This window comes from Thalassobius sp. MITS945101 (assembly GCF_047123305.1).
GTDB lineage: Bacteria > Pseudomonadota > Alphaproteobacteria > Rhodobacterales > Rhodobacteraceae > Thalassobius.
In genome coordinates this window covers 3,885,847-3,910,766 of record NZ_CP138918.1, presented here as the reverse complement: position 1 = coordinate 3,910,766, position 24,920 = coordinate 3,885,847, and the positions used below count along the sequence as shown (strand labels likewise).

Below are 24,920 nucleotides of genomic sequence, written 5' to 3'. Positions count from 1 at the left end.
CTTTGAATGACCCTTTCGATCTTGCTGACCTGTGGTTGGTTCATCCTCGCCAATGTGCTGGCCATGATGCCTTCGAAACGGCGGCATTGGCCGCAGGCCTGGGGGCTGATCACAATCGGAATTCCCATTCTGGGTTATGTGGTCTATGAACACGGGCCTTGGCTGGGCCTGTTGGTTCTGGCCGGAGCGATGTCGATGCTGCGCTGGCCGGTGATCTACCTTTTCCGCTGGATGCGCAAACTGGTGAGATAAGAAATGCAATTGCCCGAAGTGCGCGGCCGTCTGAGCCATGACAAGCCGTTGAATGACCTGACCTGGCTGCGTGTGGGCGGGCCTGCGGATGTGTTTTATCAGCCTGCGGATGTCCCCGACCTGCAGGACTTCCTTAAGGCACTTGCGTCCGATGTGCCGGTGTTCCCGATGGGGGTTGGCAGCAATCTGATCGTGCGCGACGGCGGGCTCAGGGCGGTGGTGATCCGTATGGGCCGCGGCTTTAACTACATTGAGGTTGCAGGCAACCGTGTCACCGCCGGTGTTGCTGCGCTGGACGCCCATGTAGCACGCAAAGCGGCGCAGGCCGGGGTCGATCTGACCTTTCTGCGCACCATCCCCGGGTCCATCGGCGGGGCCGTGCGGATGAACGCGGGCTGCTACGGGACCTATGTGGCAGATGTGTTTGTCAGCGCCAAGGCGGTGACCCGTGAGGGCGCTCTGGTGACGTTGACCTCAGAGGATTTGCAGTTTCAGTACCGCCAGACCGAACTCCCCGAAGGCTGGGTGATTGTGGAGGCCACATTTGAAGGCCCCTCCGGCGATCCAGACGAACTGGCGGCCCGAATGGAGGCGCAGCTGGCCAAACGGGACGAAACTCAGCCGACCAAAGACCGCAGCGCTGGCAGCACGTTCCGCAATCCGGCGGGGTTTTCCTCTACCGGCAAGGCGGATGATGTGCATGACCTGAAGGCCTGGAAAGTCATCGATGACGCCGGCATGCGCGGCGCCCGCAAAGGGGGCGCGCAGATGAGTGAGAAACACTCCAATTTCCTCATCAACGCCGAAAATGCCACCGCTGCAGACCTGGAAGGGCTGGGCGAAGAGGTCAGAAAAAAGGTTTACGAAAACAGCGGGATCACGCTACAGTGGGAAATCATGCGCGTCGGCGAACCGGCGGCTGAGTAAGAGCGCGAAAAAGCGCCAGCAGGTAGGGCAAACGCCCTTTCGAAATAGTAAAACAGCTGGAATACCGGCTGAGATATTGAGGCAAGTGTGGGTATGTCGAGCAGGGCAACCCCTCTGGTCGTGGTCCTGAAAGGTGGCCCCTCTGCGGAACGCGAGGTGTCGCTGAGTTCTGGTCACGAATGCGCGCGTGCGCTGGAGGGTGAAGGATTCCAGGTGGTAGAGGTCGACGCCGGCCCCGATCTGGCTGCGCGCCTCAACGAGATTAAACCGGATGTGGTCTTTAACGCGCTCCACGGTCGCTGGGGTGAGGACGGCTGCGTGCAGGGGCTGCTGGAATGGATGCAGATTCCCTACACCCATTCTGGTGTGATGGCCTCTTCGATGGCGATGGACAAAGAGCGTTCGAAAAAGATCTTCGCCGAGGCCGGGCTGCCCATTGCCACCAGCAAACTAGCAGCCAAGGCCGCGGTTGAAACCGATCACGTGCTGCCACCGCCCTATGTGGTGAAACCTTATAATGAGGGCTCCTCGGTCGGGGTGTATCTGGTGCATGAGGCCGCCAATGGCCCGCCAGTGCTGTCGCCGGACATGCCCGAGACCGTGATGGTGGAAACCTTTGTGCCGGGACGCGAATTGACGGCCTCGGTCATGGGCGAACGTTGCCTTGGTGTGACCGACATTCTGACCGACGGCTGGTATGATTACGACGCCAAATACAAAACTGGCGGCTCGCGCCATGTGGTGCCTGCGGATATTCCGGCTGACGTTTACGCCGCCTGCGAAGACTTTGCTCTGCGAGCCCATCAGGCGCTGGGGTGCCGTGGCCTCAGCCGCACGGATTTCCGCTGGGATGAGGCGCGGGGGCTGGACGGGTTGATCTTGCTGGAAACCAACACCCAGCCCGGTATGACACCCACCTCGCTTAGCCCGGAACAGGCGCAGTTGCAGGGGATCAGCTTTGGTGAGCTTTGCCGCTGGCTGGTGGAGGATGCCTCATGCAGCAGATGAGCGCCGAGACCATGAAACGGCTGGAGGCAAGGCGGCAGGCTTTGCTGGGCGCCCAGCCACAACCGCAAAAACAGACCCGAAATGACCCGGCGCCGTCGCGCTGGGCCTATCGTTTTCAGCGCCTGATGTTGACGCCGCTGTTCCGGTCCCTGCTGAAGGTAGGGCTGCCGATGGGGGCGGCGTTTCTGGGCGGAACGCTGTATTTCTCGGATCAGGACAACCGCGACGCTCTGCGTCTGTGGGTTGCTGACGTGCGCAACGAAATCCATTCGCGGCCCGAGTTTATGGTCAAGCTGATGGCCATCGATGGGGCGGGCGAGAGTGTGTCTGAAGATATTCGGGAGATCCTGCCGATCGACTTTCCTGTCAGCTCGTTTGATCTGAACCTGGATGAAATGCGACAGACCATCGCCGAACTTCCGGCGGTCAAGGACGTGTCGATCCGCGTCCGCCCAGGCGGGCTGTTGCAGGTTGATGTGACCGAACGGGTGCCGGTGATCCTGTGGCGCAATGACGACGGTTTGGCCCTGCTGGATGAGCATGGCTACTACGTTGGACAAGCCGAGTTGCGCAACAGCCACGCCACCCTGCCGCTGATCGCCGGTGAAGGCGCCGATCTGGCGGTGCCCGAGGCGTTGCAACTGATTGCGGCGCTTGGGCCGCTTGGGCCGCGCACCCGCGGTGTGGTGCGGATGGGCGCACGGCGCTGGGATGTGGTGCTGGATCGCGGCCAACGAATTTTGCTGCCCGAAGACGGTGCCGTTCAGGCGCTGGAGCGGGTGATTGCGCTGCATCAGGCGCAGGATGTGATGGCGCGGGACCTCGCGCATGTGGACGTGCGGCTGGGCAGCCGCCCGACCATTCGAATGAACCAGGCCGCCGTTGAGCAGTGGTGGCGCATTAACAAGATCGGTTTCGAGGACTGACGGTATGTTTGATCTTTATGACAGCCAACGCGCAATGCGCAACATGCGCAAAGCCGCGATGCAACGGGGCGTGGTGGCTATTTTGGACGTGGGCAGTTCCAAAATTGCCTGTCTGGTGCTGCGCTTTGACGGCACCAATGGCAATTTCGAAACCGAAGGCGTTGGCTCCTTGGCGGGGCAGGCGGGTTTCCGGGTTATCGGTGCCGCAACCACCCGTTCGCGTGGGGTGAAGTTTGGTGAAATCCACGCCATGGCCGAAACCGAACGCGCCATTCGCACCGCGCTGCAGGCGGCACAGAAGATGGCCAACATCCGTGTTGACCACGTGATTGCCTGTTTTTCAGGCGCTCAGCCGCGCAGCTACGGTCTGACCGGGGCCATTGATCTGCAGGGGCAGATCGTGGGCGAACAGGACATCAGCCAGGTGCTGGCGGCCTGTGATGTGCCGGACTACGGGCAGGGACGTGAGGTGCTGCATGCGCAGCCGGTGAACTTTGCATTGGACCATCGCTCGGGTCTGGGCGATCCGCGGGGCCAGCTGGGCAACCGTCTGTCTACTGATCTGCATATGCTGACGGTGGATGCAGCGGTGGTGCAGACGCTCGCACATTGTGTGAAACGTTGCGATATGGAGTTGGCGGGCATTGCTTCCTCCGCCTATGTCAGCGGCATTTCGGCGCTGGTTGAGGATGAGCAAGAACTGGGCGCGGCCTGTATCGATCTGGGCGGCGGTTCGACTTCGATCTCGATCTTCATGAAGAAACACATGATCTATGCTGATGCGGTGCGTATGGGCGGTGATCATGTCACTGGGGACATTTCGATGGGTCTCTCGGTGCCGCAGGCCACGGCCGAGCGGATCAAAACCTTCTACGGCGGCGTGGTTGCCACCGGTATGGACGACCGCGAGATGATCGACATCGGCGGCGACACGGGTGACTGGGAGCACGACCGCCGCAATGTCAGCCGGGCCGAGCTGATTGGCATCATGCGACCGCGCGTCGAAGAAATTCTGGAAGAGGTGCGTGTCCGTCTGGATGCGGCAGGGTTTGAACATATGCCCAGCCAACAGATCGTGCTGACCGGCGGTGGCAGCCAGATCCCCGGTCTGGACGGCTTGGCCAGCCGCATATTGGGGCAGCAGGTCCGGCTGGGCCGACCCTTGCGGGTGCACGGCCTGCCACAGGCCGCCACCGGCCCGGGGTTTGCCTCGGCCGTGGGGATGTGTCTGTTTGCGGCGCATCCGCAGGACGAATGGTGGGATTTCGAATTGCCCGTCGATCGCGCTGCCGGCCGCAGCTTGAAACGCGCCGTGCGCTGGTTCCGTGAAAACTGGTAAGCGGCACCCGTTTGAAGAAAATTGGAATATTCGGAGTTAATTATGCGTAAGGCATTTGCGATTGTGGCAGTCATGGCGGCTTTGGCTGGCTGCAATACAACCAGTTCCAAAGGCATAAGCGAAACTCCGGCACCCCCTCTCGAGATCAAATCAGCGGCGCGGGCGGTGGCCGTTTGTGCGCGGCACGCCCCGGATTGGGCTGCTGCCGAAGCGGAGTTTCTCAAGCGTGGTTTTGCAGAAACCAGAAATTTACGGCTTGTAGCAGCTGGGGAGCGCAACGGATCTGTGTTCCTTCAGGACAACAGTTCAGGCGTGTTGGTGCAATTGGGATCGGCGCGTGGGGAAGGTGCCTGTCTTGTTGGATTGCCCAGCTTGACACCTGACCAGAGCTATCGTCTGGCCTTGCCTTGGGTGAAGCAATATGACCTCGCCACCAATGCAGAGCGCGGACAGGGGCTGTCGTCCAGGGCGGTTCAAGCCTGGGGGAGGATGGACAGTGACCAAGCCATCTATGTTGCGGCTTACAAAACTTGGGATGCGCTGGAAGCGCCGGGGGCGGCCGTGCGTCTGCTGATTGCGGCGCGCTAGGCGATCTGAGGCTTTTTTCACATCGGCGGCGGTTTCCGAGTGACGCCCCCGCATATTGGGGATAAGCTGTGGATAACCGCCAGGCAATCGACGGGACTTTGAGGGACGGGCGCAGCCCCCCATTTGACAGTTGAAACGCATGTTCGCCCCGCGCAATCGTGGTCAGAACGTGTGATTTGTGGCGGGATGTCAAAAAACCGCTAGATCTCTGCGGATCGGCAAGATCCCGCAGGTTTGACCTCTGTTTGCCCCATATTTCGTGGCTTTTTTATGTTTTTTTGGTGACGCATGGGTTGGTTCTCGTTACCATCAAAGGTAATAGGCATAAAAAACACCCGCGAAATGCGGATCAACGATATCAGGCGGACAGATCCATGACATTGAACCTTTCGGTGCCCGGGCACGACGATTTGAAACCCCGCATCACGGTCTTTGGCGTCGGCGGTGCTGGCGGCAATGCTGTGAATAACATGATCGAGAAAGACCTGACCGGGGTCGATTTCGTGGTCGCCAACACCGATGCGCAGGCGCTGCAGCAATCCAGCGCGCAGTCGCGGATCCAGCTGGGTGTGAAAGTCACCGAAGGTCTGGGCGCAGGCGCCCGTGCCACCGTTGGGGCCGCCGCTGCCGAAGAAAGCATTGAACAGATCGTTGACCACCTGGCGGGCGCCCACATGTGCTTCATCACCGCTGGCATGGGCGGCGGCACCGGCACTGGCGCCGCGCCGATCATCGCACAGGCCGCCCGTGAGCTGGGCGTGCTGACCGTGGGTGTTGTGACCAAACCCTTCCAGTTTGAAGGCGCAAAACGCATGCGTCAGGCGGAAGAAGGGGTTGAGACCCTGCAGAAGATGGTCGACACGCTGATCATCATTCCGAACCAAAACCTGTTCCGTCTGGCCAATGAGAAAACCACCTTCACCGAAGCCTTCTCGATGGCGGATGACGTGCTGTATCAGGGCGTTAAAGGGGTCACTGATCTGATGGTCCGTCCGGGCCTGATCAACCTCGACTTTGCCGATGTGCGTGCCGTGATGGACGAGATGGGCAAAGCGATGATGGGCACCGGCGAAGCGATTGGCGAAGATCGCGCGATTCAGGCCGCCGAGAAAGCCATCGCCAACCCGCTGCTGGACGAAATTAGCCTGCGTGGTGCGAAGGGTGTGCTGATCAACATCACCGGCGGTCACGACCTGACCCTGTTCGAACTGGACGAAGCTGCCAACCGCATCCGCGAGGAAGTGGATCCCGAGGCCAACATCATCGTCGGCTCGACCCTTGACACCGAACTGGATGGCGGCATGCGTGTCAGCGTTGTGGCCACCGGCATCGATGCTTCCGAAATGGTACAGGACATCCCGGTACCGCGCCGTTCCATGGCTGCGCCACTGACCCAGACCACCAGCGTTGAAGAGGCCAAGGCGGCGCCTGCACCGGTGGCACCCACCATCGAAACCGTTCAGGCTGCACCTGCACCGGCACAGCCCGCACCGGTCCCAGTTGCCGAAGCTCCCGCAGAGCCCAGCCTGTTTGGCGATCTGGACGCGCAGCAGGCCGCCGCGCAGGATCAGATGGAAGACATCTTCGAAGAAGAGCAAGGCGCTGCAGACCTGCCGCCGCCGGCCTACCAGCCACAGCCTCAGCAGTTCCAGCCGCAGGCCGATGTCTATGAAGCCCCGCAGGAAGAGGTTGCCGAGAGTTTTGTTGCACCGCAGCCGCGCCCAGCAGGTCAGCCTTCGCCCGAGGCGATGGCCCGTCTGCAGGCGGCCGTGCACAACGCCCCCGCAGCCCAGCAGCCCGCGCCGCAACCCACGCAGCAGCAGCCTGCAGCTCAGGCGGCTCCGGCAGCCTCGGCAGGCGATCAGGAAAAGTCGCGCTTTGGTCTGAACTCGCTGATCAACCGCATGACCGGCCACGCTCAGGAGCCGCAGGCCCCGGTGGCGCGTCAGCAGCCGCAGGTCAGCGCCCAGCAGGCGCAACAGGCGCAGCCGGTGCATCAGGAATATGAGGACGAGGCCGAACAGGATCGGATCGAAATCCCCGCCTTCCTGCGCCGTCAGGCCAACTGATCTGCAGACCATCTGGTCAAAAAACATCGGGAAATCGGTCAGGTTCCCTCACGTTAAACATCATTAATCAGAGCCGCCCCAGGGCGGCTCTTTTCCTTTTCCCTCAACGGCTTATTCGGTTAATGAGCGGATTTTGGCGCATTTATAACAGCCATGTTTCAGAGCGTTACAAAGATTGAGTTGTGACTGTGATCACCCGCCAGTACGAAGATGGCGCTCCGCACCTAACGCGGGCCAAGATACTGGGGACGATCTTGCAGACGACATTGAACGGGCCGGTCACCTTTACCGGCGTAGGGCTGCATTCTGGAAAACCTGTGCGTATGACGGTTCACCCGGCATCGCCAGAACATGGCATCTGGTTCCGTCGAACCGATGTCACCGATTGCGATGCGCTGATACCCGCCCGTTATGACGTTGTGCACCAGTCCCCGCTCTGCACCAAAATCGTCAATGAGGCCGGCACCACGCTGTCTACTGTCGAACACATCATGGCGGCGCTGGCAGGCTGTGGCATTCACAACGCAATGGTGGATGTGAACGGCCCCGAAGTGCCGATCCTAGATGGCAGCTCGGCGCAGTTTGTCAAAGGTCTCTTGTCGCGTGGCCTGCGGTCGCAGGAAACTCCGGTGCGGGTGATTGAAATCCTGAAACCGGTTGATGTGCGCAAGGGCGATGCCTGGGCCCGTTTGGAGCCAGCAGACGAATTGCGTATCGATTTCCACATCAGCTTTGAGGAAGAAGCGATCGGCGTGCAGGAAAAAGGTCTGCAGATGGCCAATGGCGCGTTTGTGCGGGAACTTTCGAACTGCCGCACCTTCTGCCGCCGTGCCGAAGTCGAGTGGATGCAAGACAACGGTCTGGCGCTTGGCGGCGTGGCCGGTGAAAACGCTGTGGTCTTTGACGGTGCCGTGGTCGAAAGCGGCGCGGGCTTGCGCCACGCGGATGAACCGGTGCGCCATAAAATGCTGGATGCGCTTGGCGATCTGGCGCTTGCAGGGGCCCCGATCCTGGGACATTACACCGGTTTCCGCGCCGGTCATGCGGTGACCAACGACCTGTTGCGCGCACTCTTTGCCCAGCCCGATGCCTTCCGCATGGTGACCTGTGATCGCGACATGCAGGCCCGTCTGCCCGGGGTTGGTGTGCACTTGGATGAAATCCCCGCTGTCGCCTAAGCGACGGGGAATTCTCACTTGAAAAAGTGACTCCGAAAAGGGATCGCAGTCCGCTGCGGTCCTTTTGTCGTTTCAGCCTGTGCGGTGACGGGCGAAAACCTGCCAAAGACGTTTTGCCTCGCAATTTTCTGTGCTAGGACCTCAGGAAGCACTGCGCTATCAATGCAGTGGAAGTCCAGGTGAGGGTAGACAGATCATGACAGGCATTGGGTCGCGTAAACGGGGGATCGCGGTTCTTCTCCTAGCTGGTACGCTGGCTGCGTGCGGCGGCGATGGCGGCACCGAAGGGCGCAAGATCCCGCTGGAAACCTACACCGCTGAACAGATCTTTGGCCGTGCCGAATACGAACTGGAACGCAAGAAGCCGGATCAGGCGGCGTTCTATTTCTCTGAGATTGAGCGCCTGTACCCGTATTCCGACTGGGCCAAGCGCGGGCTGATCATGCAGGCCTTCTCCTATCACAAGGATAAGGACTACGAGAACAGCCGCGGCGCAGCGCAGCGCTATATCGACTTCTACCCAACCGACGAAGATGCGGCTTATGCGCAGTATCTGCTGGCGCTGAGCTACTATGACCAGATTGACGAGGTGGGCCGCGATCAGGGTCTGACCTTCCAGGCGTTGCAATCGCTGCGCACTGTTATCGAACGCTACCCCGACAGCGAATATGCCCGCTCTGCCATCCTGAAGTTCGACCTGGCCTTTGACCATCTGGCCGGCAAAGAGATGGAGATCGGTCGGTATTACCTGCGTCGGGAACATTTCCCGGCGGCGATCAACCGCTTCCGCGTGGTGGTCGAGGAATTTCAGACCACCAGCCACGCCGCCGAAGCGCTGCACCGGCTGGTCGAGGCCTATCTCTCGCTGGGGCTGACACAGGAAGCACAGACTGCAGGTGCAATCCTGGGCCATAACTTCCGCTCCACCGACTGGTACGAGGACAGTTACAAGCTGCTGACCGGTCGCGGGCTGGAACTGGAAGCCACAGGCGACAGCTGGCTGCGTCAGATCTATCGTCAGACCCTTCAGGGCAAGTGGATCTGACCCGCTTGGGTCTGATCCGGAGAAGGAAGGCCGATGCTGCGCGCGCTTGAAATTCGCGACATGCTGATCATTGACCGGTTGGACCTGGATTTCCAACCGGGTCTCAATGTGCTGACCGGGGAAACCGGCGCTGGTAAGTCGATCCTGCTGGATTCGCTGGGCTTTGTGCTGGGCTGGCGCGGACGGGCTGAACTGGTGCGTACGGGCGCGGATCAGGGCGAGGTTGTTGCCGTCTTTGAACTGCCAGAAGATCACGCCGCCCATGCGGTGCTGGACGAGGCAGGCATGCCGTCGGACGGGGATGAGCTGATCCTGCGTCGTGTGAACCGTAAGGACGGGCGCAAAACGGCCTGGGTCAACGATCGACGCTGTTCGGGCGAAGTGCTGCGGCAGCTGTCGGAAACCCTGATTGAATTGCACGGCCAGCATGATGACCGTGGCCTGTTGGATGCCAAGGGGCACCGCGGATTGCTGGACGCTTTTGGCGCCTATCCGGCGTTGCAAGAGGATGTGCGTCTGCGTTGGCGGGAGCTGTCTAAGGCACGCAAGGCTTTGGCCAAGGCCGAGGCGGCGATTGCCGAAATCCGCGCCGAAGAGGAATTCCTGCGCCATGCGGTGGCCGAATTTGATCAGCTGGATCCGCAGCCCGGTGAAGAGGCGGAACTAGACATTCGCCGCCGCCAGATGCAGGGCGCTGAAAAGGTCCGCGAAGATGTGGCGCGCGCGTTTCAGGCACTGTCAGGCGACGGCGCCGAAGGCGCGATGGGCGACGCCGTGCGCTGGCTAGAAGATGCCACGCAGCAGGTTGAAGGCCTGTTGGACGCGCCGATTGATGCTCTGGGCCGTGCCTTTGCTGAATTGGGCGAAGCAGTGCAGGGCGTTGAGGGCGCGCTGGACCAGCTGCGGTTTGATCCGCATGAGCTGGAAATTTGTGAAGAACGCCTCTTCGCCATTCGCGCGCTGGCCCGCAAACATTCGATTGTGGCCGATGATCTGGCCAAGTTTGGTGACGATCTGCGGGTGCGTCTGAAAACACTGGATCAAGGCGAGGGCGACCTTGCCGAACTGGCGCAGACGGTCAAAGCGGCAGAGCTGGCCTATGATCAGGCCGCCGATACCCTGACCGAGGCGCGCGGCACCTCCGCCGCCAAGCTGGATGCGGCGGTTTCGGCGGAACTGGCCCCGCTGAAAATGGAACGCGCCGTGTTCCGTACCGGTGTGAATCTGGCCGAAGCCGGACCCGAAGGTCGCGATGAGGTGGCATTCACCGTGGCCACAAACCCCGGCGCTCCGGCAGGTCCCCTGGGCAAGATCGCTTCGGGCGGCGAACTCAGCCGTTTCCTGCTGGCCCTGAAAGTCTGCCTGAGCCAGACCCAATCCGGCGTGACCATGATCTTTGACGAGATCGACCGCGGCGTTGGCGGCGCAACCGCAGATGCCGTAGGGCGCCGTTTGTCAGCGTTGTCCGAGGGCGGTCAGGTTCTGGTGGTCACCCACTCGCCGCAGGTGGCCGCCCTTGGCGCGCATCACTGGCGGGTGGAAAAGCAGGTGGAGGACAATGTCACCACCTCGCGGGTTGTGCCGCTGGATGACGGCGAACGTGTGGATGAGATTGCGCGTATGGTCTCCGGTGATCACATCACCGAAGAGGCCCGCGCCGCCGCGAAATCCCTATTGGCCGCACGCTGATCTAGCGCCGCGGGGGGGCGGACCCGGCCCCGCTGACCACAATTTGCGGATCAGTTGCCCCGCACCAGTTTGCCGGGATTCATCAGGTTCTGCGGGTCCAGCGCCTGTTTGATGTCGCCCATCACATCCCAGGCGGCGCCATGTTCGGCCCGCATGTACTTCTTCTTGCCCATGCCGATGCCATGTTCACCGGTGGCCGTGCCGCCAAGCGCCAGCGCCCGTTCGACCATCTGGTGCGACAGATCATGGGCGGCCTGCACCTCACCCTCATTGCTCTCATCAAACAGCAGAATGGCGTGGAAGTTGCCATCGCCCACATGCCCCAGAATAGGCCCCTCAATGGGTGAGGCGGCGATATCAGCGCGGGTCTGCTCCACCGCTTCGGCCAGTTTTGAGATCGGCACGCAGATGTCCGTCACCAGCGCCTTGCAGCCCTTGCGGGACTGCACAATCGCCCAATAGGCATGGTGGCGCATGGTCCAGAGCGCTTTGCGCTCCTCTGCCTTTTTGGCCCATTCAAAGCCTTTGGCGCCGAACTCTTCAACTACTTCACCAAACAGGGTCGCCTGTTCTTCCACTGCCGTCTCAGAGCCATGAAACTCGATCAGCAGATGCGGGCAGAGCGGCAGGTCCATTTTGGAATAGGCATTCACCGCAGCCACGGTGGCAGCATCAACAAATTCGATCCGCGCCATAGGGATGCCCATCTGGATGGTCATCTGCACCGCGCTGACCGCCGCCTCGATATCGTCAAAGGCACAGACGGCTGAGGTCACCGCCTCGGGCTGGCCTTGTAGCCGTAGGGTAAGGGCGGTGATCAGCCCCAGCGTGCCCTCCGCGCCCACAAACAGTGCGGTCAAATCGTAGCCGGCGGCGGATTTGCGCGCCCGTGTGCCGGTCTGAATGATGCGCCCGTCCGCCAGAACCACCTCCAGCCCCAGTACATTGTCGCGCATGGTGCCATAGCGCACCGCTGTTGTGCCGCTGGCCCGGGTCGAGGCCATACCGCCGATCGAGGCATTGGCACCGGGATCGACCGGAAACATCAACCCAGTGGCACGCAGTTCTTCGTTCAGCACTTCGCGGGTGATGCCGGGTTGCACGGTGACGTCCATGTCCTCGGCCCCGACATGCAGCACCGCCGCCATGTCACGGAAATCCACCACCACACCGCCTTGAACCGCCAATGTCTGCCCCTCCAAAGAGGTGCCCGCGCCAAAGCCCACAACCGGACAGCCATGGGCGGCGCAGATCTTCACAATCTCGCTGACCTCTTCGGTGTTTGCCGGATAGGCCACCGCATCGGGCGGGGTCAGGGCAAAATGCGTCTCTGAGGTGCCATGTTGGTCAAGATCGGACTTGGAGCGGCTAAGCCGTTGTCCTAGAAGGGTAGATAGCGCTTCGATTGCTGTATCGATCGACATGGGGGCCTCCGTCATTCCTGCGGCGCACCCTAGGCGATCCAGCCATGAGGCGCCAGAGACAGGCCCTGCGGCAGGAGATCACATTGTCCGACGGCACCCGCACCCATCTGATCCGGCTGACGCGCGATTGGCTGCACTCCTTTGTGGAGGCCTACCGCCTGATGCGCCGGCAAGGCCCGTCGCAGGTGCAGTTCTGGCTGATCGCCGCCGCTATCGGTACCGGCGCTGGTTTTGCCGCGCTTGGGTTCCGCAAAGGGATCGAGAGCCTGCAGGCCTTTCTCTATGGCACTGATGATGTGGCGCGGCTGCATTCTTTTGCCGAGACCCTGCCGTGGTACTGGATCCTGCTGCTGCCCATTCTGGGCGGCCTGCTGACTGGGATCATCCTGCACCTGTTTACACCCGATGGTCGGGTGCGTTCCGTCGCCGATGTCATCGAAGGCGCGGCCATGCACAACGGGCGGGTGGAGTATAAGGCGGGGTTTGCCTCGGCTTTTGCCTCGCTCATCACCCTGTCCTCGGGCGGATCAACAGGCCGCGAAGGGCCGGTAGTGCATATGGCGGCGATGATTTCGTCCCGGGTCAGCGATGAATTGCGCGCCGATGGTATCACTGGCCGTGACCTCTTGGGCTGCGCCGTGGCGGCGGCGGTGTCGGCCTCGTTCAACGCCCCCATTGCAGGTGCGCTGTTTGCGCTGGAGGTGGTGCTGCGCCACTTTGCGGTGCATGCCTTCGCCCCGATTGTGATCGCCTCGGTCGCGGGCACCATCATCAACCGGCTGGAATATGGTGGGGTGACAGAATTTCTGCTGCCTGCCGACAATGTGCTGGAGTTCTATATTGAACTGCCTGCCTTCATCCTCTTGGGGCTTGTCTGCGGCTTGGTGGCGACGGTGCTGATGCGTTCGGTCTTTTTTGCTGAGGATTTTGGCAACCTCGTGCAACAGCGCACGGGTATGCCCCGCTGGTTGCGCCCCACGGTGGCGGGGGCTTTGCTGGGGCTGATTGCCGTTGCTTTCCCGCATATCATCGGGGTGGGCTATGAAACACTCTCGGCAACGCTGACGGGGCAGATCCTGCTGTGGCAGGCGGTGCTCTTTGCGGTGGTCAAGGTGGTTGCGGTGGCGATCACCATGGCAGGCCGCATGGGGGGCGGCATGTTCTCCCCTTCGCTGATGATCGGGGCCTTTACCGGTCTTGCTTTCGGGCTGATCGCCACCAGTCTGTTTCCAGAAGTTTCGGGTGCCCATACGCTTTACGCATTGGCGGGCATGGGGGCTGTGGCGGCGGCGGTTCTGGGGGCACCTATCTCGACCACGATGATTGTGTTTGAAATGACCGGCGACTGGCAGACCGGTCTGGCGGTAATGGTGGCAGTGTCGCTCTCGACCGCGCTGGCCTCGCGGTTGGTGGACCGCTCGTTTTTCCTCACCCAGCTGGAGCGGCGCGGTGCCTGTGTGGCGGCAGGTCCGCAATCCTACCTGCTGGCGATGTTCCGCGCAGCCGCCGTGATGCGCGCGCCCGAAGATCCCGGCGCGGCAGACACGGACCAGTGCCATGAGATGATCGAAGACGGGATTTTCCTCTCCCCGGACGCAACCCTGCAAGAGGCGATGCCGCTGTTTGACAAGGCGGGGGTACCCTTCATCCCTGTTGTCGGGGCCGCGGATGACGCCGGCGGACGGGCGCTGCACGGCGCGTTGTTCCATGTGGATGCGTTGGAAACCTACAACCGCGCCCTCGCGGCCACCGCGGCCGAGGAACACAGCTAAGCGCGTTCAACGATCCGCAAATACTCAATCTGCAACCGTGGCCCTGCCAGTCCCCTGCGGCTCAGAACGCGGGCCGCGTTAGCATCAGCCAAAGGATCGCAAGCACCGCAAAGAAGGCGGGAAAGCCACAGGCGAACCAGATCCGGTAGAGCCGGAAATACCGCTGCGGCAGAGAAGCGCCAGAGGAGGCCGCCGTACGGGCCAGATTGCGCATCTGCAGTTGGATCCAGACCACCGGCAGCCAGAACATTCCAACAAAGATATAAAGCCCCAGTGACAGCCACACCCAAGTGTCGCTCAACCCATAGCCGACCTCTCGCATCAGCAGATAGCCGGTGATCGGCTGAAAGAACGCAGCCGTGGCGGTGAACACCATGTCCGCCAGCACCACGATCCCTGCCACATGGGCGATCAGCGCGGCATTGCGGCTTTGGTGAGCGACCACCATGAAAAATGCAATGCCCGCACCGGTGCCGAGCAGTACCGTCGCTCCAAACACATGCAGAAACCGCAGGATTTCGTAGCTCAGCATCGCAGTCACCGGTTGCCCATCAGCGCCAGAGGCACCAGTGCCAGCACCGCCGCGGGGAGGGTTTTCACAAAAGGCCCCAGCGGGTCCATCCACAGATCCGGTGCCAGTAGAGTTCCCGCCGCCAGATAGCCCAATGTCACGGCGACCATGCCCAGACAGGCCACTTTGACCCAACGCCGAAACAGCACCAGCGTGCCCAGCAGCAGGTCCAGGCCAATTCCAACGGCAACATTCATACCCGCCGTGCCCGAACCCATCCCACGATTGGTCAGGACCTGTTGTGCCGCCTCAAACTGCCAAAACCCGATTAGGCCGGAAGCGAGCCAGAACAGCGCCAATGTTGCCAGGATCAAGGGCAGCAGCAGGTAGCTGCAGGCAAACCATCGTTCCTGCACGGTCGCCGGAGTGTTTGCCAGGACCTCTTGCAGGCTGCGACACGCGGGGCCGCCGGCTTTTTCCCAATCAGTCGGATCGCCGGTGATCCCATCCGCCAAAGCCCGCAGTGCGGTGCTGCGTAGGGGAGATTTCCAACCCAAACCTGCCAGCAAGTCCGCGCCGAGGCCGATCAGACGCAGGGCAAAACCGGGCAGGGGCAGGCGCAGCTTTGGCGTTGGCACGCCCAGCCACGCACGCATGTCCTGCACCAACTCTGGGAAGGGTCGGCTCTCGGCTTCGGTGATGTCTGCAACAGTGCCCGCTGGCACCTCACCCCGAGCGGCGGCAACAATCGCGCGGTTCAGATCCGCCAGCGCAACGGTTTGGATCCGTGCCTCCGGCAGCATCTGCCAATCCACAAGCGGCAGCGCCGCTGCGGCGCGCAATAGCGCCGTGCCGCCATAGGCCGCCTGTCCCAGTACCAGCGTCGGGCGCAGGATCACATGCGCCACCCCCGACGCCCTGATCAACGCATCCCCCCGCGCCTTGGAGCGGAAAAATTCGGTGGAGGCTTCGGGCGAGACCCCGGCCGCCGAGATCTGCACCAGCCGCACATCGCGGCCTTGCACCCCCGCCAGCAGGTGCCGCAGCATGTCTTCATGAATGGCGCACAGGTCATCGCCGCCGCCGTCCTGCAAGGCCCCCGCCGCATTGACCACAACGTCATAGCCCGCACACAGCTGCGCCCAGTCTGTTGCCTCAAGACGGGTCAGATCGGCAATTTCCCACCGCGCCTGAGGCAAAACAAGACGGGCGGCCGCAAGGGACCGCCCGACACCGGTAACGTCAAACCCCGCTTCCGAAAGCGCCCGCATCGCAGACGCCCCGATCAGCCCATAGCCACCCAGCACCAGGGCCCGAGGGGAGGGGGAAGGCATCGCAGGTTAAACCCGCTCCACCGCCAGCTTGTCGCTGACATAGAAGGCCAGATAGCCCTTGATCCGCGCCACATCTTCCTTTGGGTCCTCATAGGACCAAACCGCGTTTTCCAGCGTGGTGGATTTGGTCACGATCGAGAAATAGCTGGCCTCACCCTTATGCGGGCAGTTGCTGCGGTGATCGCTTTCGTCAAGGAAGGCCATCGCAATGTCTTCGCGCGGGAAGTAGATCACCGGCTCATAAGACCCTTCGACCAGTTCAAGTGCATTCTGGCTTTCGCCCAGAACCGCGCCGCCTGCGCGGACAACCCAGGTGCCTGCGGCCTTGTGGATGGTGATATTCGTCATGGTTCTCTCCCCTCGTTCGATCTGTCGCTTCGCTTTGCCCGCCAAATGTTACACCGATGTGTCAGGGGCTTAGCCCCGGATGCGACCGAATGTGACAGGCAACGACCCGTTCCGGTCCGGCAGGATCCGGTCAGTCGCAGCTCAATTGGCAAACAAAATGTTCATCTCCGGGGCAGGGTGGTCCGGCCCCGGGGTCTCTTGGTTTCGTTACATATGTGCCTGCCCTGTGCCTGCCCAATGCAAGGTCGGGTCAAGGCGGCCTCAAATCCCGTGTGTGTTACACGGCAATTCCCCTGTGTTTTACACAGGCGCGCATGATTGCGCTAACCATAGCTTGGCTTTGTCGCTAAGCCGAGGGCTGATTTTGTCGCGGACGGTCTGATGGTAGCCATTGAGCCAGTCCCGCTGCGCCTCGGTCAGCATATCCGCCACGATCAGACGGCGGTCAATCGGCACATAGGTCAGGGTTTCAAAATCCATCATCGGCCGTGCATCGCCTTCCGCCAGAGCGGCGGCCTCCTGCACCACAATCAGGTTCTCAATCCGGATGCCAAAGGCCCCCTCGCGGTAATAGCCTGGCTCATTGGACAGGATCATGCCCGCCTGTAGCGGCTCCACCCCGCGCCGGCTAAGGTTCTGCGGCCCCTCATGGACACAAAGGTACACCCCAACGCCATGGCCGGTGCCGTGGTCATAATCCAGCCCTGCTTCCCACAGCGGCGCGCGCGCTACACTGTCAATGTCACGCCCCGACAGCCCCTTGGGAAACCGCAGCCGCGACATGGCAATCATGCCCTGCAAGACACGGGTGAAACAGGTTTTTTCCGTATCCCCCACAGCGCCAACTGGCAGGGTGCGGGTGATGTCGGTGGTGCCGTCCAGATACTGCCCACCGGAATCCAGCACCAGAAGATGTCCGTCCTCCAGCCGCGCGTTGGTCTTTTCGCTGACACGGTAGTGAATGACCGCCCCATTGGGACCGGTGCCCGAGATCGTCTCGAAGCTGATCTCTTTCAGTGCGCCAGTGGCACGACGGCAGGCCTCCAGCTGTTTCACAACATCGATCTCGGTCAGGCTGCCGATGGGTTGTTCGTCATACCAGGCCAGAAACTCACACATCGCCGCCCCGTCGCGCAGATGCGCCTCGCGGCTGCCGGCAATCTCAACCGGGTTTTTGCAGGCCTTAGGCAGAATACAGGGGTCGCGTCCCAGCGCCACTTCCCCAGCGCCGGTTTCAATCGCCTGTTTCAGCGCCAGCGGTCCGGTGTTGCGATCCAGGCGGATCTTCCCCGGCAAGGCCGCCACCGCAGTTTCCAGCGCCGCCACCGGATGCAGCGAAACCTCATTGCCCAGATGCGCCCGCACCTCAGGCGATAGCTTTTCCTCTGCCATAAAGAGATCCACCGCGCCGCTGTTGTGCAACACGGCAAAGCCATGCGGGATCGGGTTGCGCGGGATATCACTGCCCCGGATGTTCAACAGCCAGGCCAGCGAATCCGGCAGGGTGATCACCGCCGCGTCATGGCCAGCACTGCGCAGATCCGCAGCCAGCCGGGCCCGTTTGTCGCCGTGGCTTTCGCCCGCCAAGGCATCCTCATAGACCGACACAGGCGCCAAAGGGGCCGCAGGCTGATCCTGCCAAACCTGATCAATCAGATTGGCGACCTCCCGCAGCACAATGCCGGAACCGACCAGCGCCGCCTCCAGATCCATCACACCACCAACGGTGTGCAGCCAGGGGTCGATGCCGACCTCGCCACCCTCGGGCAGTTGCGCTTTCAGCCATGCCGCCAAAGAGACCTCGGGCCAGGGCACCGGGGTGAAATGGTCCAGATCCACCTGTGCCTTCACCTGCGTGCGGTAGCGCCCGTCAATAAACACCCCAGCCACATCGTGCAGCGCTGCCGCAAAACCGGCCGATCCGGTAAAGCTGGTCAACCAGGCCAGACGGTCATCGCGTTCAGCCACATATTCACCCTGATGCGCATCGGCGCGGGGGATGATAAATCCGGCAAGCCCTTCGGCTGCCAGGACCGCGCGCAATGCGGCCAGTCGGGCCGGGCCCTGCGCCGGGCTGGCGCTTTCGTCAAAGCTCTGAAACATGGCTTTCTCCCTCATGGCAATTGCAGCGCAACCGCCTGTTCTTCTTGGCACAAATATCCCCGCCGGAGGCACCCGCGAGGCGGCAACGCCGAGACGACAAGCGCGCGCCAAAGGCGCGCACGACTTGTTTCCTGCTATAAAACGCCGAACCCCGCAGGCTTACAGCGCCTTTTTCATTCCCATCGTGCGTGCGCGGGCGCGGGGGTCTTGGTCAAACAGACCCGCCAGCTGTTCGGTCATGGCACCGGCCAGCTGTTCTGCGTCGGTGATGGTCACCGCATGCTGGTAATAGCGCGTCACATCATGGCCGATGCCGATGGCGATCAGCTCAACCTGTTTGCGCTTTTCCACCATCGCAATCACATCACGCAGGTGCTTTTCCAGATAGTTGGCCGGGTTCACCGACAGGGTCGAGTCATCCACCGGCGCACCGTCGGAGATCACCATCAGGATTTTGCGCTGCTCGGGACGCGCCAGCATCCGGCGGTGCGCCCATTCCAGCGCCTCGCCGTCGATGTTTTCTTTCAGCAGCCCCTCTTTCATCATCAGGCCCAGATTGGCCTTGGTTCGGCGCATCGGCGCGTCGGCCTTTTTGTAGATGATGTGGCGCAGATCGTTCAGGCGGCCGGGTTGCTGCGGACGACCCTCGGCCAGCCATTTCTCACGGGCCTGTCCGCCTTTCCAGGCGCGGGTGGTGAAGCCAAGCACCTCGACCTTCACGTCACAGCGTTCCAGTGTCGAGGCCAGCACATCCGCACAGATCGCCGCGATTGAGATCGGGCGCCCGCGCATCGAGCCGGAGTTATCAAGCAGCAATGTCACCACGGTGTCGCGGAACTCGGTGTCTTTTTCCACTTTGAACGACAAGGGCGTGGTCGGGTTGGCCACCACACGGGCCAGACGACCCGCGTCCAGAATGCCCTCTTCCATGTCAAACAGCCAGCTGCGGTTCTGCTGCGCCTGCAGGCGACGCTGCAACTTGTTGGCCAGACGGCTGACGGCACCTTTCAGCGGTTCCAGCTGTTGATCCAGATAGGCGCGCAGCCGCTCCAGCTCCGCCGGCTCGGCCAGTTCCTCGGCCATGATTTCTTCGTCAAATGTGTCGTTATAGACCAGATAGTTGGGATCCGCGTCAGAGGCAGGCGCGGGAGCGGGCGGTTCCAGCGGCGCTTCGCCGTCAGGCAGCTCGCTTTCGTCGGTCATCTCCTCCTCAGCCATGTCGTCCATCGACACTTGCGCTTCAGAGCTGTCCTGCTGCTCTTCCTGCGAGCGTTCGGGGTCGGCTTCGGCCTCTTGATCTTCCTGATCGTCTTGACCCGAGCTGTCGGGCTCCTGCTGCTCTTCCTGATCGTCGCTGGCCTCGTCCTCCTGATCCTCGTTCTCTTCGTCAGGATCCTCGCCCAGCTGGTCGCCATAGCCGAGATCCTGAATGATCTGGCGGGCAAACTTGGCAAAAGAGGCTTGGTCCGACAGGCGTTCCTGCAGATCGTCCAGGGTGCCACCGGCTTGATTTTCGATGAAGCCGCGCCACAGATCCATGACATTGGCGGCGGCGGGCGGCATATCGCGCCCGGTGGCCAGATGGCGGATCAGATAGCCCGCGGCCACGGGCAGCGGCGCGTCAGATGTCTGTTTGATCTGGTCGTAGCCAGCGCGGCGGGCCTCGGATTCAATCTTGGCGTCGATGTTGCCGGCGGTGCCGGGCATGTCGCGCGCGCCCATCGCTTCGCAACGGGCGGTTTCCATCGCCTCATAGAGGCTGCGCGCCATGTCGCCGGGGGGCGCATAGCGGGCATGGGTGTTGACGTCGTGATACTTGCGCTGCATCGCCAAGGCATCAGCGGTGCCGCGGGCCAAAAGAACCTCATCCCGTGTCATCCGGCGGCTGACCTGCGGCAGACGAATGGTGTCGCCCGCCATGCCTGCCGGATCAACCGTATAAGCGACGTTCAATTCCGGGTCATCGGCCATGACCTTGGTGGCCTCAGCAAGGGCCTTTTTGAACGGATCGGCTGGGTTGTCGGTCGGTTTTTTCATGTCGTCTTCGCCTGCGGATGCGGGGCCGCGCGGAATTGCGCGTGGATCCCCCTAGGGCAGCGCCCGATCCCGGGCGGATGCAAAGCGCCCGCCTTGGGGGCGGGGCGGGCGCTGCCCGGCGCGGCGCCGGGCGTGTTGGCTTAACCGAGGCTCATGCTAGCTGCGCTTTCGGGCAGCTCTTCGTCAAAGCAGCGCTGGTAGAACTCGGCCACGGTCTGACGCTCCAGCTCATCACATTTGTTGAGGAAGCTTAGACGGAAAGCATAGCCCACATTGCGGAAGATCTCGGCGTTTTGGGCCCAGTTGATCACGGTCCGCGGGCTCATCACGGTGGACAGATCGCCGTTCATGAAGGCAGTCCGGGTCAGATCCGCCAGCGTCACCATCTGGCCGATGGTCTTGCGACCGGCCTCGGTGTTGTAATGCGGGTTCTTTGACAGGATGATGTTGGTTTCCGCGTCATGGCTGAGGTAGTTCAGCGTTGCGACCAGCGACCAACGGTCCATCTGCGCTTGGTTGATCTGCTGTACACCGTGGTAAAGGCCAGTGGTGTCGCCCAGACCCACGGTGTTTGCGGTGGCAAACAGGCGGAAATAGGGGTTCGGAGTGATCACTTCGTTCTGGTCCAGCAACGTCAGCTTGCCGTCCGCTTCCAGAATACGCTGGATCACAAACATCACGTCTGCACGGCCCGCATCATATTCGTCGAATACAATCGCAGTCGGATTGCGCAGCGCCCAGGGCAGGATGCCTTCGTGGAATTCGGTGACCTGCTTGCCATCACGCAGTTTGATCGCGTCCTTACCGATCAGGTCGATCCGGCTGATGTGGCTGTCGAGGTTCACCCGCACACAGGGCCAGTTCAGGCGGGCGGCAACCTGTTCGATATGGGTTGATTTGCCGGTGCCGTGGTAGCCCTGCACCATCACACGACGGTTGCGCGAGAAACCGGCCAGAATGGCCAGCGTGGTGTCCGGGTCGAACTTGTAGGTCGGGTCAATTTCCGGCACGCGGTCGCCGCGTTCGGCAAAGCCCTTCACGGTCATGTCGGTGTCGATGCCAAAAACATCGCGAACCGAGATATCTTCGGTGGGTTTTGCGTTCTGGTCCATCATGCCCTCGGCCATGGTTCTTCCTCTTCGTTCAGGGTGGGGTGCCACCCGAAATGCGTCTCACGCAGCAACATATCGACGGAAACGCGAAGGAAAAGGCGAAAAGCGACAGGGGCGGGGGAAAAGTGACACTACGTCACGAGTGTTGGGCGATTTCTGCCGTTAACGCTGCCATCAGCTGGGCTGCGGGCAGGGATCGGGCGCGGCCAGCGCCAGAGCCGGCCCAATGGGCGCCGTAGCTGTGATCGCCCTTGGCCTTGGCCGCTGCGTGCAGCGCTTTACCTGCATCGTAGGTGTGCGGGTAGCCGGGGCTTTCTAGCTGTTGTGTGGCCCCCCAGGCGGTGAAGGCATTGGGCAGTGCGCGGGCCGGTCGGCCGGAAATGGCGCGGGTGAAACCGGTATTGTCTGCCGCGTCCGAGGCCATGGCCGCGCGGTAGCCTGCATCGGCTGAGGTTTCAGGGCAAAGGATAAAGGCGGTGCCTAGCTGCACCATATCGGCCCCCGCCTGCAGGGCGCGTGCGCAATCCGCCCCATCCATCAGCCCACCTGCGGCAATCAAGGGCAGATCGGTGTGGGGTTTGATCTGCGCCAGCAACACCAGCGTGCTTTGGGCGTCGTCCTTTGCGTCTGGGTCAAAGCAACCACGGTGGCCGCCGGCCTCAATCCCCTGCACCACAATCGCATCCATTCCGGCGTGCATGCAGGCCCGTGCCTCATCAATATTGGTGGCAGAGGCGAACAGTGTAATCCCAGCCGTTTTCAAAGCGGCGATGACCTCGGTGGAGGGCAGGCCAAAGTGGAAGGAGACAACCTCGGGCCGTTCCTCGAGCAGCATTTCAGGGCGGGCTGGATCACTGACAAAAGAGAGATAGATCTCATGCAGTTCATTTGGCGGTGTGGCGTCAAATCGGGCAAATTCGGGCGTCAGCGCGCTGAGCCATGCCGCCGCCTTGGCGGGATCGATGGCTGTAGGCTGGTGGCAGAAGAAATTGGCGTTCAGGCAGCTTGCCCCCAAGGCCCGCGCGGCACGGATCGCCTTACGCCCACCCTCGGCGTCCACCGAACCCAGCCCCAATGCGCCCATGCCGCCCGCCTTGCAGACTTCGGCCGCCAGAAGCGGTGTCGAAACCCCGGCCATCGGGGCCTGAATGATCGGGCAGGTTAACCCCAGTTGCGTTGCCAATGTGCTGTGCATTGCCGCCTCCGTTTGGGTGCAGCATGGACCGTGGCCAGAGGGGGCACAAACAAAAACCGCGCCGTAAAGGCGCGGTTCGTATTTCTACCAAAGTGAAAGATCACAGGAAGTTGCGGCTGTCCTTCAGCTGATCCCAGGCCCACATGACCTCTTGCAGCTGTTCTTCCTGGCTGCGGTCGCCCCCGTTCATATCGGGGTGCAGCACTTTGATGAGTTTCTTGTAAGCCTTGCGGATTTCGGCCTTGGACATGGTGTCCTGCACGGCCAGAATCTCCACCGCTTTGCGTTCCACCGACGGCAGGCGACGGCCGGCACCGGCGTTGCGGCCGGGGTTCTGCGTGGCATTGCCCCCCAAGACCTGATGTGGATCCTCAATCCCCAGACGGGCCCAGGCACGGGCTTCGGGATCGGTGGCCTTTTTGGTTTCCCGCTCCCATACCTTGTCAGAGGAACGCTGGGCGTTGGTCTCTGCTTCGGTTTTACCGTCAAAGAAGCTCCACTTGGAGTTATACTCCTTCACGTGGTCCTTGCAGAACCAGCGGAATTCATCCAGTACATCCGGCGCTTTCGGCGCGCGGTATGACCCGGGTTCGGTGCAGCCTTCATGTTCGCACTGCCGGGTAGACGTTTCCGACGCACCGGACATGGTGCGGCGGCCACGGGGGTTCTTCTTCTTTGCCGATTTGATCGACATATCGAACCCGAAGGGGTCTGATTTATCCATGAGATCACCTTTTCGACTCGGACCGCCGATAATAGACCAAATCGGGTCAAGTTGAAGGGCAAATTTGCTGCAACTGCATAAATTTGCCGTTAACAAATGGCGGGTCATGCCAGCGCCGTCGCGGGCCGTTTACGTTAGGGCAGAGCTGCCCCTTTGGTAAAGAGGGGGGGGCAAAGAGGGGGGCTTAGTCCGCCTTCTGGGTCTCACCCTTGTCCATCAGCTGCGCCACTCGGTCGCGTAGGGCTTCGCTCATGTCGCGGTCGCGCAGCGCGTCACGCATTTCGCCTTCAACCTCACGGTCAGAAGAGGCCTCTTCTGCGGCTGGCGCTTCATCTGGTTCGGCCTCCGCCCCGGGTTTTTCGTCAGCAGGATCAACCGGCATCGGCTGAAACCCATCCGCCTGAACTGCCGCATCAACACCGGCGGCTTCTTCCGTTTTGAGCCGGCGAAACACCAGCAGGGACCGGTAGTTGGTGACCGAAGAGGTCAGCCCCTGACGCTCTTCGCTGGGCAGGGTTTCGGCGCGCTGAAACTCCCAGCCTTCGGCGGCCAGTTCGTTCAACTGCGTTTCCATCGCATGGGCAAAGCGGGCCTCAGCGCCTTTGACCCCTTTGGCTTTCAGGCCACGTGCGGGGGCGGGAACAACCTTGTAATCATATTGCGTCATGAAAGAGACCCTTGTTGGAAACGCCGCGGACCCTAACAGGGCAGGGACGGCGGTTCAATCTGTTCGCGCCCTCTTAGCCACGTCTGAGGCCAAGGGGCAAGCCAACAAAATCGGGCGCAGCGAACTTGGCGTGGTCCGCACGCATCTTTTCGACCTTGGCTGCCACATCATCGGGGTAAGGCGCGACTTTTGGACCAGACATATCCACATGCAGCCCAACCCCTTCGCCGGTGGCCGAAAGCCAGCCGTCTTCATGCAAAAGCCACTGGCAGAAATGAAAGCTTTTGGGCGTGGTGTCGAGCAGCTGAAACCCAACCCGCACCCGATCCCCTTCGTGAATTTCACGCAAGTAGCGCAGCCGGAAGTCGGCGCTATAGGTTGTCATCTTGCGGGTTGCGGCATAATCGGGGCCAAACCCCATTTCGGCAAAGGCCTCATCCGCGCCGGTGTCGAACAGCACGTTGTAATAGGCCATGTTGAGATGGCCGTTATAGTCAATCCATTCCGGCAGAACGGTTTTCACCGAAGAGAGGAAGGGAATCTGGTCGTGGGATTGGTTTGACATCAGCGGCGCCTCGGTTTGGATCTCGTGCCGCCCAAGCTGCCAAGCTGGCCGCGAAAAGGAAAGAGCGGATGCCTCCGGCGGGAGTGTTTTCGGATCATTGAAAGGGG

General features: G+C 61.6%; 22 protein-coding genes. 11 read left to right on the top strand and 11 right to left on the bottom strand.

Annotation, left to right across the window (positions count from 1 at the left end; all coding sequences use genetic code 11):
- The first annotated feature begins 6 nt into the window (after positions 1 to 6).
- The 10 genes from SIC14_RS19175 (at position 7) to recN (ending at position 11,021) form a co-directional block, all read left to right on the top strand.
- Positions 7 to 252: a DUF2484 family protein gene (locus SIC14_RS19175; RefSeq protein ID WP_412563508.1), complete on the top strand. Its 246-nt coding sequence runs from the start codon at positions 7 to 9 to the stop codon at positions 250 to 252.
- Positions 253 to 255: 3 nt separating this feature from the next.
- Positions 256 to 1,179 (top strand): UDP-N-acetylmuramate dehydrogenase, encoded by a 924-nt coding sequence (gene murB / locus SIC14_RS19170; RefSeq protein WP_412563507.1) that lies wholly within the window; start codon positions 256 to 258, stop codon positions 1,177 to 1,179.
- Between the two features lie 87 nt (positions 1,180 to 1,266).
- Positions 1,267 to 2,187, top strand: coding sequence for a D-alanine--D-alanine ligase (locus SIC14_RS19165; protein WP_412563506.1), 921 nt, complete (start codon positions 1,267 to 1,269; stop codon positions 2,185 to 2,187).
- On the top strand, positions 2,175 to 3,113 hold the full coding sequence (locus tag SIC14_RS19160) for a cell division protein FtsQ/DivIB (protein WP_412563505.1): 939 nt from the start codon (positions 2,175 to 2,177) through the stop codon (positions 3,111 to 3,113). Before SIC14_RS19165 ends, SIC14_RS19160 begins: the two co-directional genes overlap by 13 nt.
- A gap of 4 nt (positions 3,114 to 3,117) precedes the next feature.
- A complete protein-coding gene (gene ftsA, locus SIC14_RS19155; RefSeq protein ID WP_412563504.1) occupies positions 3,118 to 4,452 on the top strand; it encodes a cell division protein FtsA in 1,335 nt (444 codons plus the stop codon).
- 42 nt (positions 4,453 to 4,494) lie between these two features.
- Entirely contained in the window at positions 4,495 to 5,040 is a 546-nt protein-coding gene (locus SIC14_RS19150; RefSeq protein ID WP_412563503.1) for a hypothetical protein, read from the top strand.
- A 374-nt stretch (positions 5,041 to 5,414) separates the two neighbouring features.
- Positions 5,415 to 7,109, top strand: coding sequence for a cell division protein FtsZ (ftsZ, locus tag SIC14_RS19145; RefSeq protein WP_412563502.1), 1,695 nt, complete (start codon positions 5,415 to 5,417; stop codon positions 7,107 to 7,109).
- 254 nt (positions 7,110 to 7,363) lie between these two features.
- A complete protein-coding gene (gene lpxC, locus SIC14_RS19140) occupies positions 7,364 to 8,287 on the top strand; it encodes a UDP-3-O-acyl-N-acetylglucosamine deacetylase (protein WP_412565902.1) in 924 nt (307 codons plus the stop codon).
- 196 nt (positions 8,288 to 8,483) lie between these two features.
- Entirely contained in the window at positions 8,484 to 9,332 is an 849-nt protein-coding gene (locus tag SIC14_RS19135) for an outer membrane protein assembly factor BamD (RefSeq protein WP_412563501.1), read from the top strand.
- A gap of 33 nt (positions 9,333 to 9,365) precedes the next feature.
- Positions 9,366 to 11,021: a DNA repair protein RecN gene (recN, locus tag SIC14_RS19130; RefSeq protein WP_412563500.1), complete on the top strand. Its 1,656-nt coding sequence runs from the start codon at positions 9,366 to 9,368 to the stop codon at positions 11,019 to 11,021.
- A 50-nt stretch (positions 11,022 to 11,071) separates the two neighbouring features.
- Here the strand turns inward: recN and SIC14_RS19125 are convergent, their stop codons facing one another.
- Entirely contained in the window at positions 11,072 to 12,445 is a 1,374-nt protein-coding gene (locus SIC14_RS19125; protein ID WP_412563499.1) for an FAD-binding oxidoreductase, read from the bottom strand.
- Positions 12,446 to 12,489: 44 nt separating this feature from the next.
- Here SIC14_RS19125 and SIC14_RS19120 point away from each other — a divergent pair, with 44 nt between their 5' ends.
- Positions 12,490 to 14,217: a chloride channel protein gene (locus tag SIC14_RS19120; protein ID WP_412563498.1), complete on the top strand. Its 1,728-nt coding sequence runs from the start codon at positions 12,490 to 12,492 to the stop codon at positions 14,215 to 14,217.
- 61 nt (positions 14,218 to 14,278) lie between these two features.
- Here SIC14_RS19120 and SIC14_RS19115 read toward each other — a convergent pair whose 3' ends face one another.
- The 10 genes from SIC14_RS19115 to SIC14_RS19070 all read right to left on the bottom strand — a co-directional run bounded on the left by SIC14_RS19115 (position 14,279) and on the right by SIC14_RS19070 (position 24,813).
- Complete coding sequence (locus tag SIC14_RS19115; RefSeq protein WP_412565901.1) at positions 14,279 to 14,749, bottom strand: DUF2269 family protein; 471 nt, start codon at positions 14,747 to 14,749, stop codon at positions 14,279 to 14,281.
- Positions 14,750 to 14,754: 5 nt separating this feature from the next.
- Entirely contained in the window at positions 14,755 to 16,062 is a 1,308-nt protein-coding gene (locus SIC14_RS19110; protein WP_412563497.1) for an SDR family oxidoreductase, read from the bottom strand.
- Between the two features lie 6 nt (positions 16,063 to 16,068).
- Positions 16,069 to 16,410: a DUF427 domain-containing protein gene (locus SIC14_RS19105; protein ID WP_412563496.1), complete on the bottom strand. Its 342-nt coding sequence runs from the start codon at positions 16,408 to 16,410 to the stop codon at positions 16,069 to 16,071.
- Between the two features lie 300 nt (positions 16,411 to 16,710).
- Positions 16,711 to 18,513, bottom strand: coding sequence for a M24 family metallopeptidase (locus SIC14_RS19100; protein WP_412563495.1), 1,803 nt, complete (start codon positions 18,511 to 18,513; stop codon positions 16,711 to 16,713).
- Between the two features lie 159 nt (positions 18,514 to 18,672).
- On the bottom strand, positions 18,673 to 20,550 hold the full coding sequence (cobT, locus tag SIC14_RS19095; protein WP_412563494.1) for a cobaltochelatase subunit CobT: 1,878 nt from the start codon (positions 20,548 to 20,550) through the stop codon (positions 18,673 to 18,675).
- 140 nt (positions 20,551 to 20,690) lie between these two features.
- The gene (cobS, locus tag SIC14_RS19090) at positions 20,691 to 21,677 is read right to left on the bottom strand and encodes a cobaltochelatase subunit CobS (RefSeq protein WP_412563493.1); all 987 of its coding nucleotides are present in this window, start codon (positions 21,675 to 21,677) and stop codon (positions 20,691 to 20,693) included.
- Between the two features lie 121 nt (positions 21,678 to 21,798).
- A complete protein-coding gene (locus tag SIC14_RS19085; RefSeq protein WP_412563492.1) occupies positions 21,799 to 22,857 on the bottom strand; it encodes an NAD(P)H-dependent flavin oxidoreductase in 1,059 nt (352 codons plus the stop codon).
- Positions 22,858 to 22,957: 100 nt separating this feature from the next.
- Complete coding sequence (locus SIC14_RS19080; RefSeq protein WP_412563491.1) at positions 22,958 to 23,581, bottom strand: J domain-containing protein; 624 nt, start codon at positions 23,579 to 23,581, stop codon at positions 22,958 to 22,960.
- A 184-nt stretch (positions 23,582 to 23,765) separates the two neighbouring features.
- Complete coding sequence (locus tag SIC14_RS19075) at positions 23,766 to 24,248, bottom strand: DUF4177 domain-containing protein (RefSeq protein WP_412563490.1); 483 nt, start codon at positions 24,246 to 24,248, stop codon at positions 23,766 to 23,768.
- A gap of 73 nt (positions 24,249 to 24,321) precedes the next feature.
- Positions 24,322 to 24,813: a thioesterase family protein gene (locus SIC14_RS19070; RefSeq protein ID WP_412563489.1), complete on the bottom strand. Its 492-nt coding sequence runs from the start codon at positions 24,811 to 24,813 to the stop codon at positions 24,322 to 24,324.
- Positions 24,814 to 24,920: the final 107 nt, after the last annotated feature.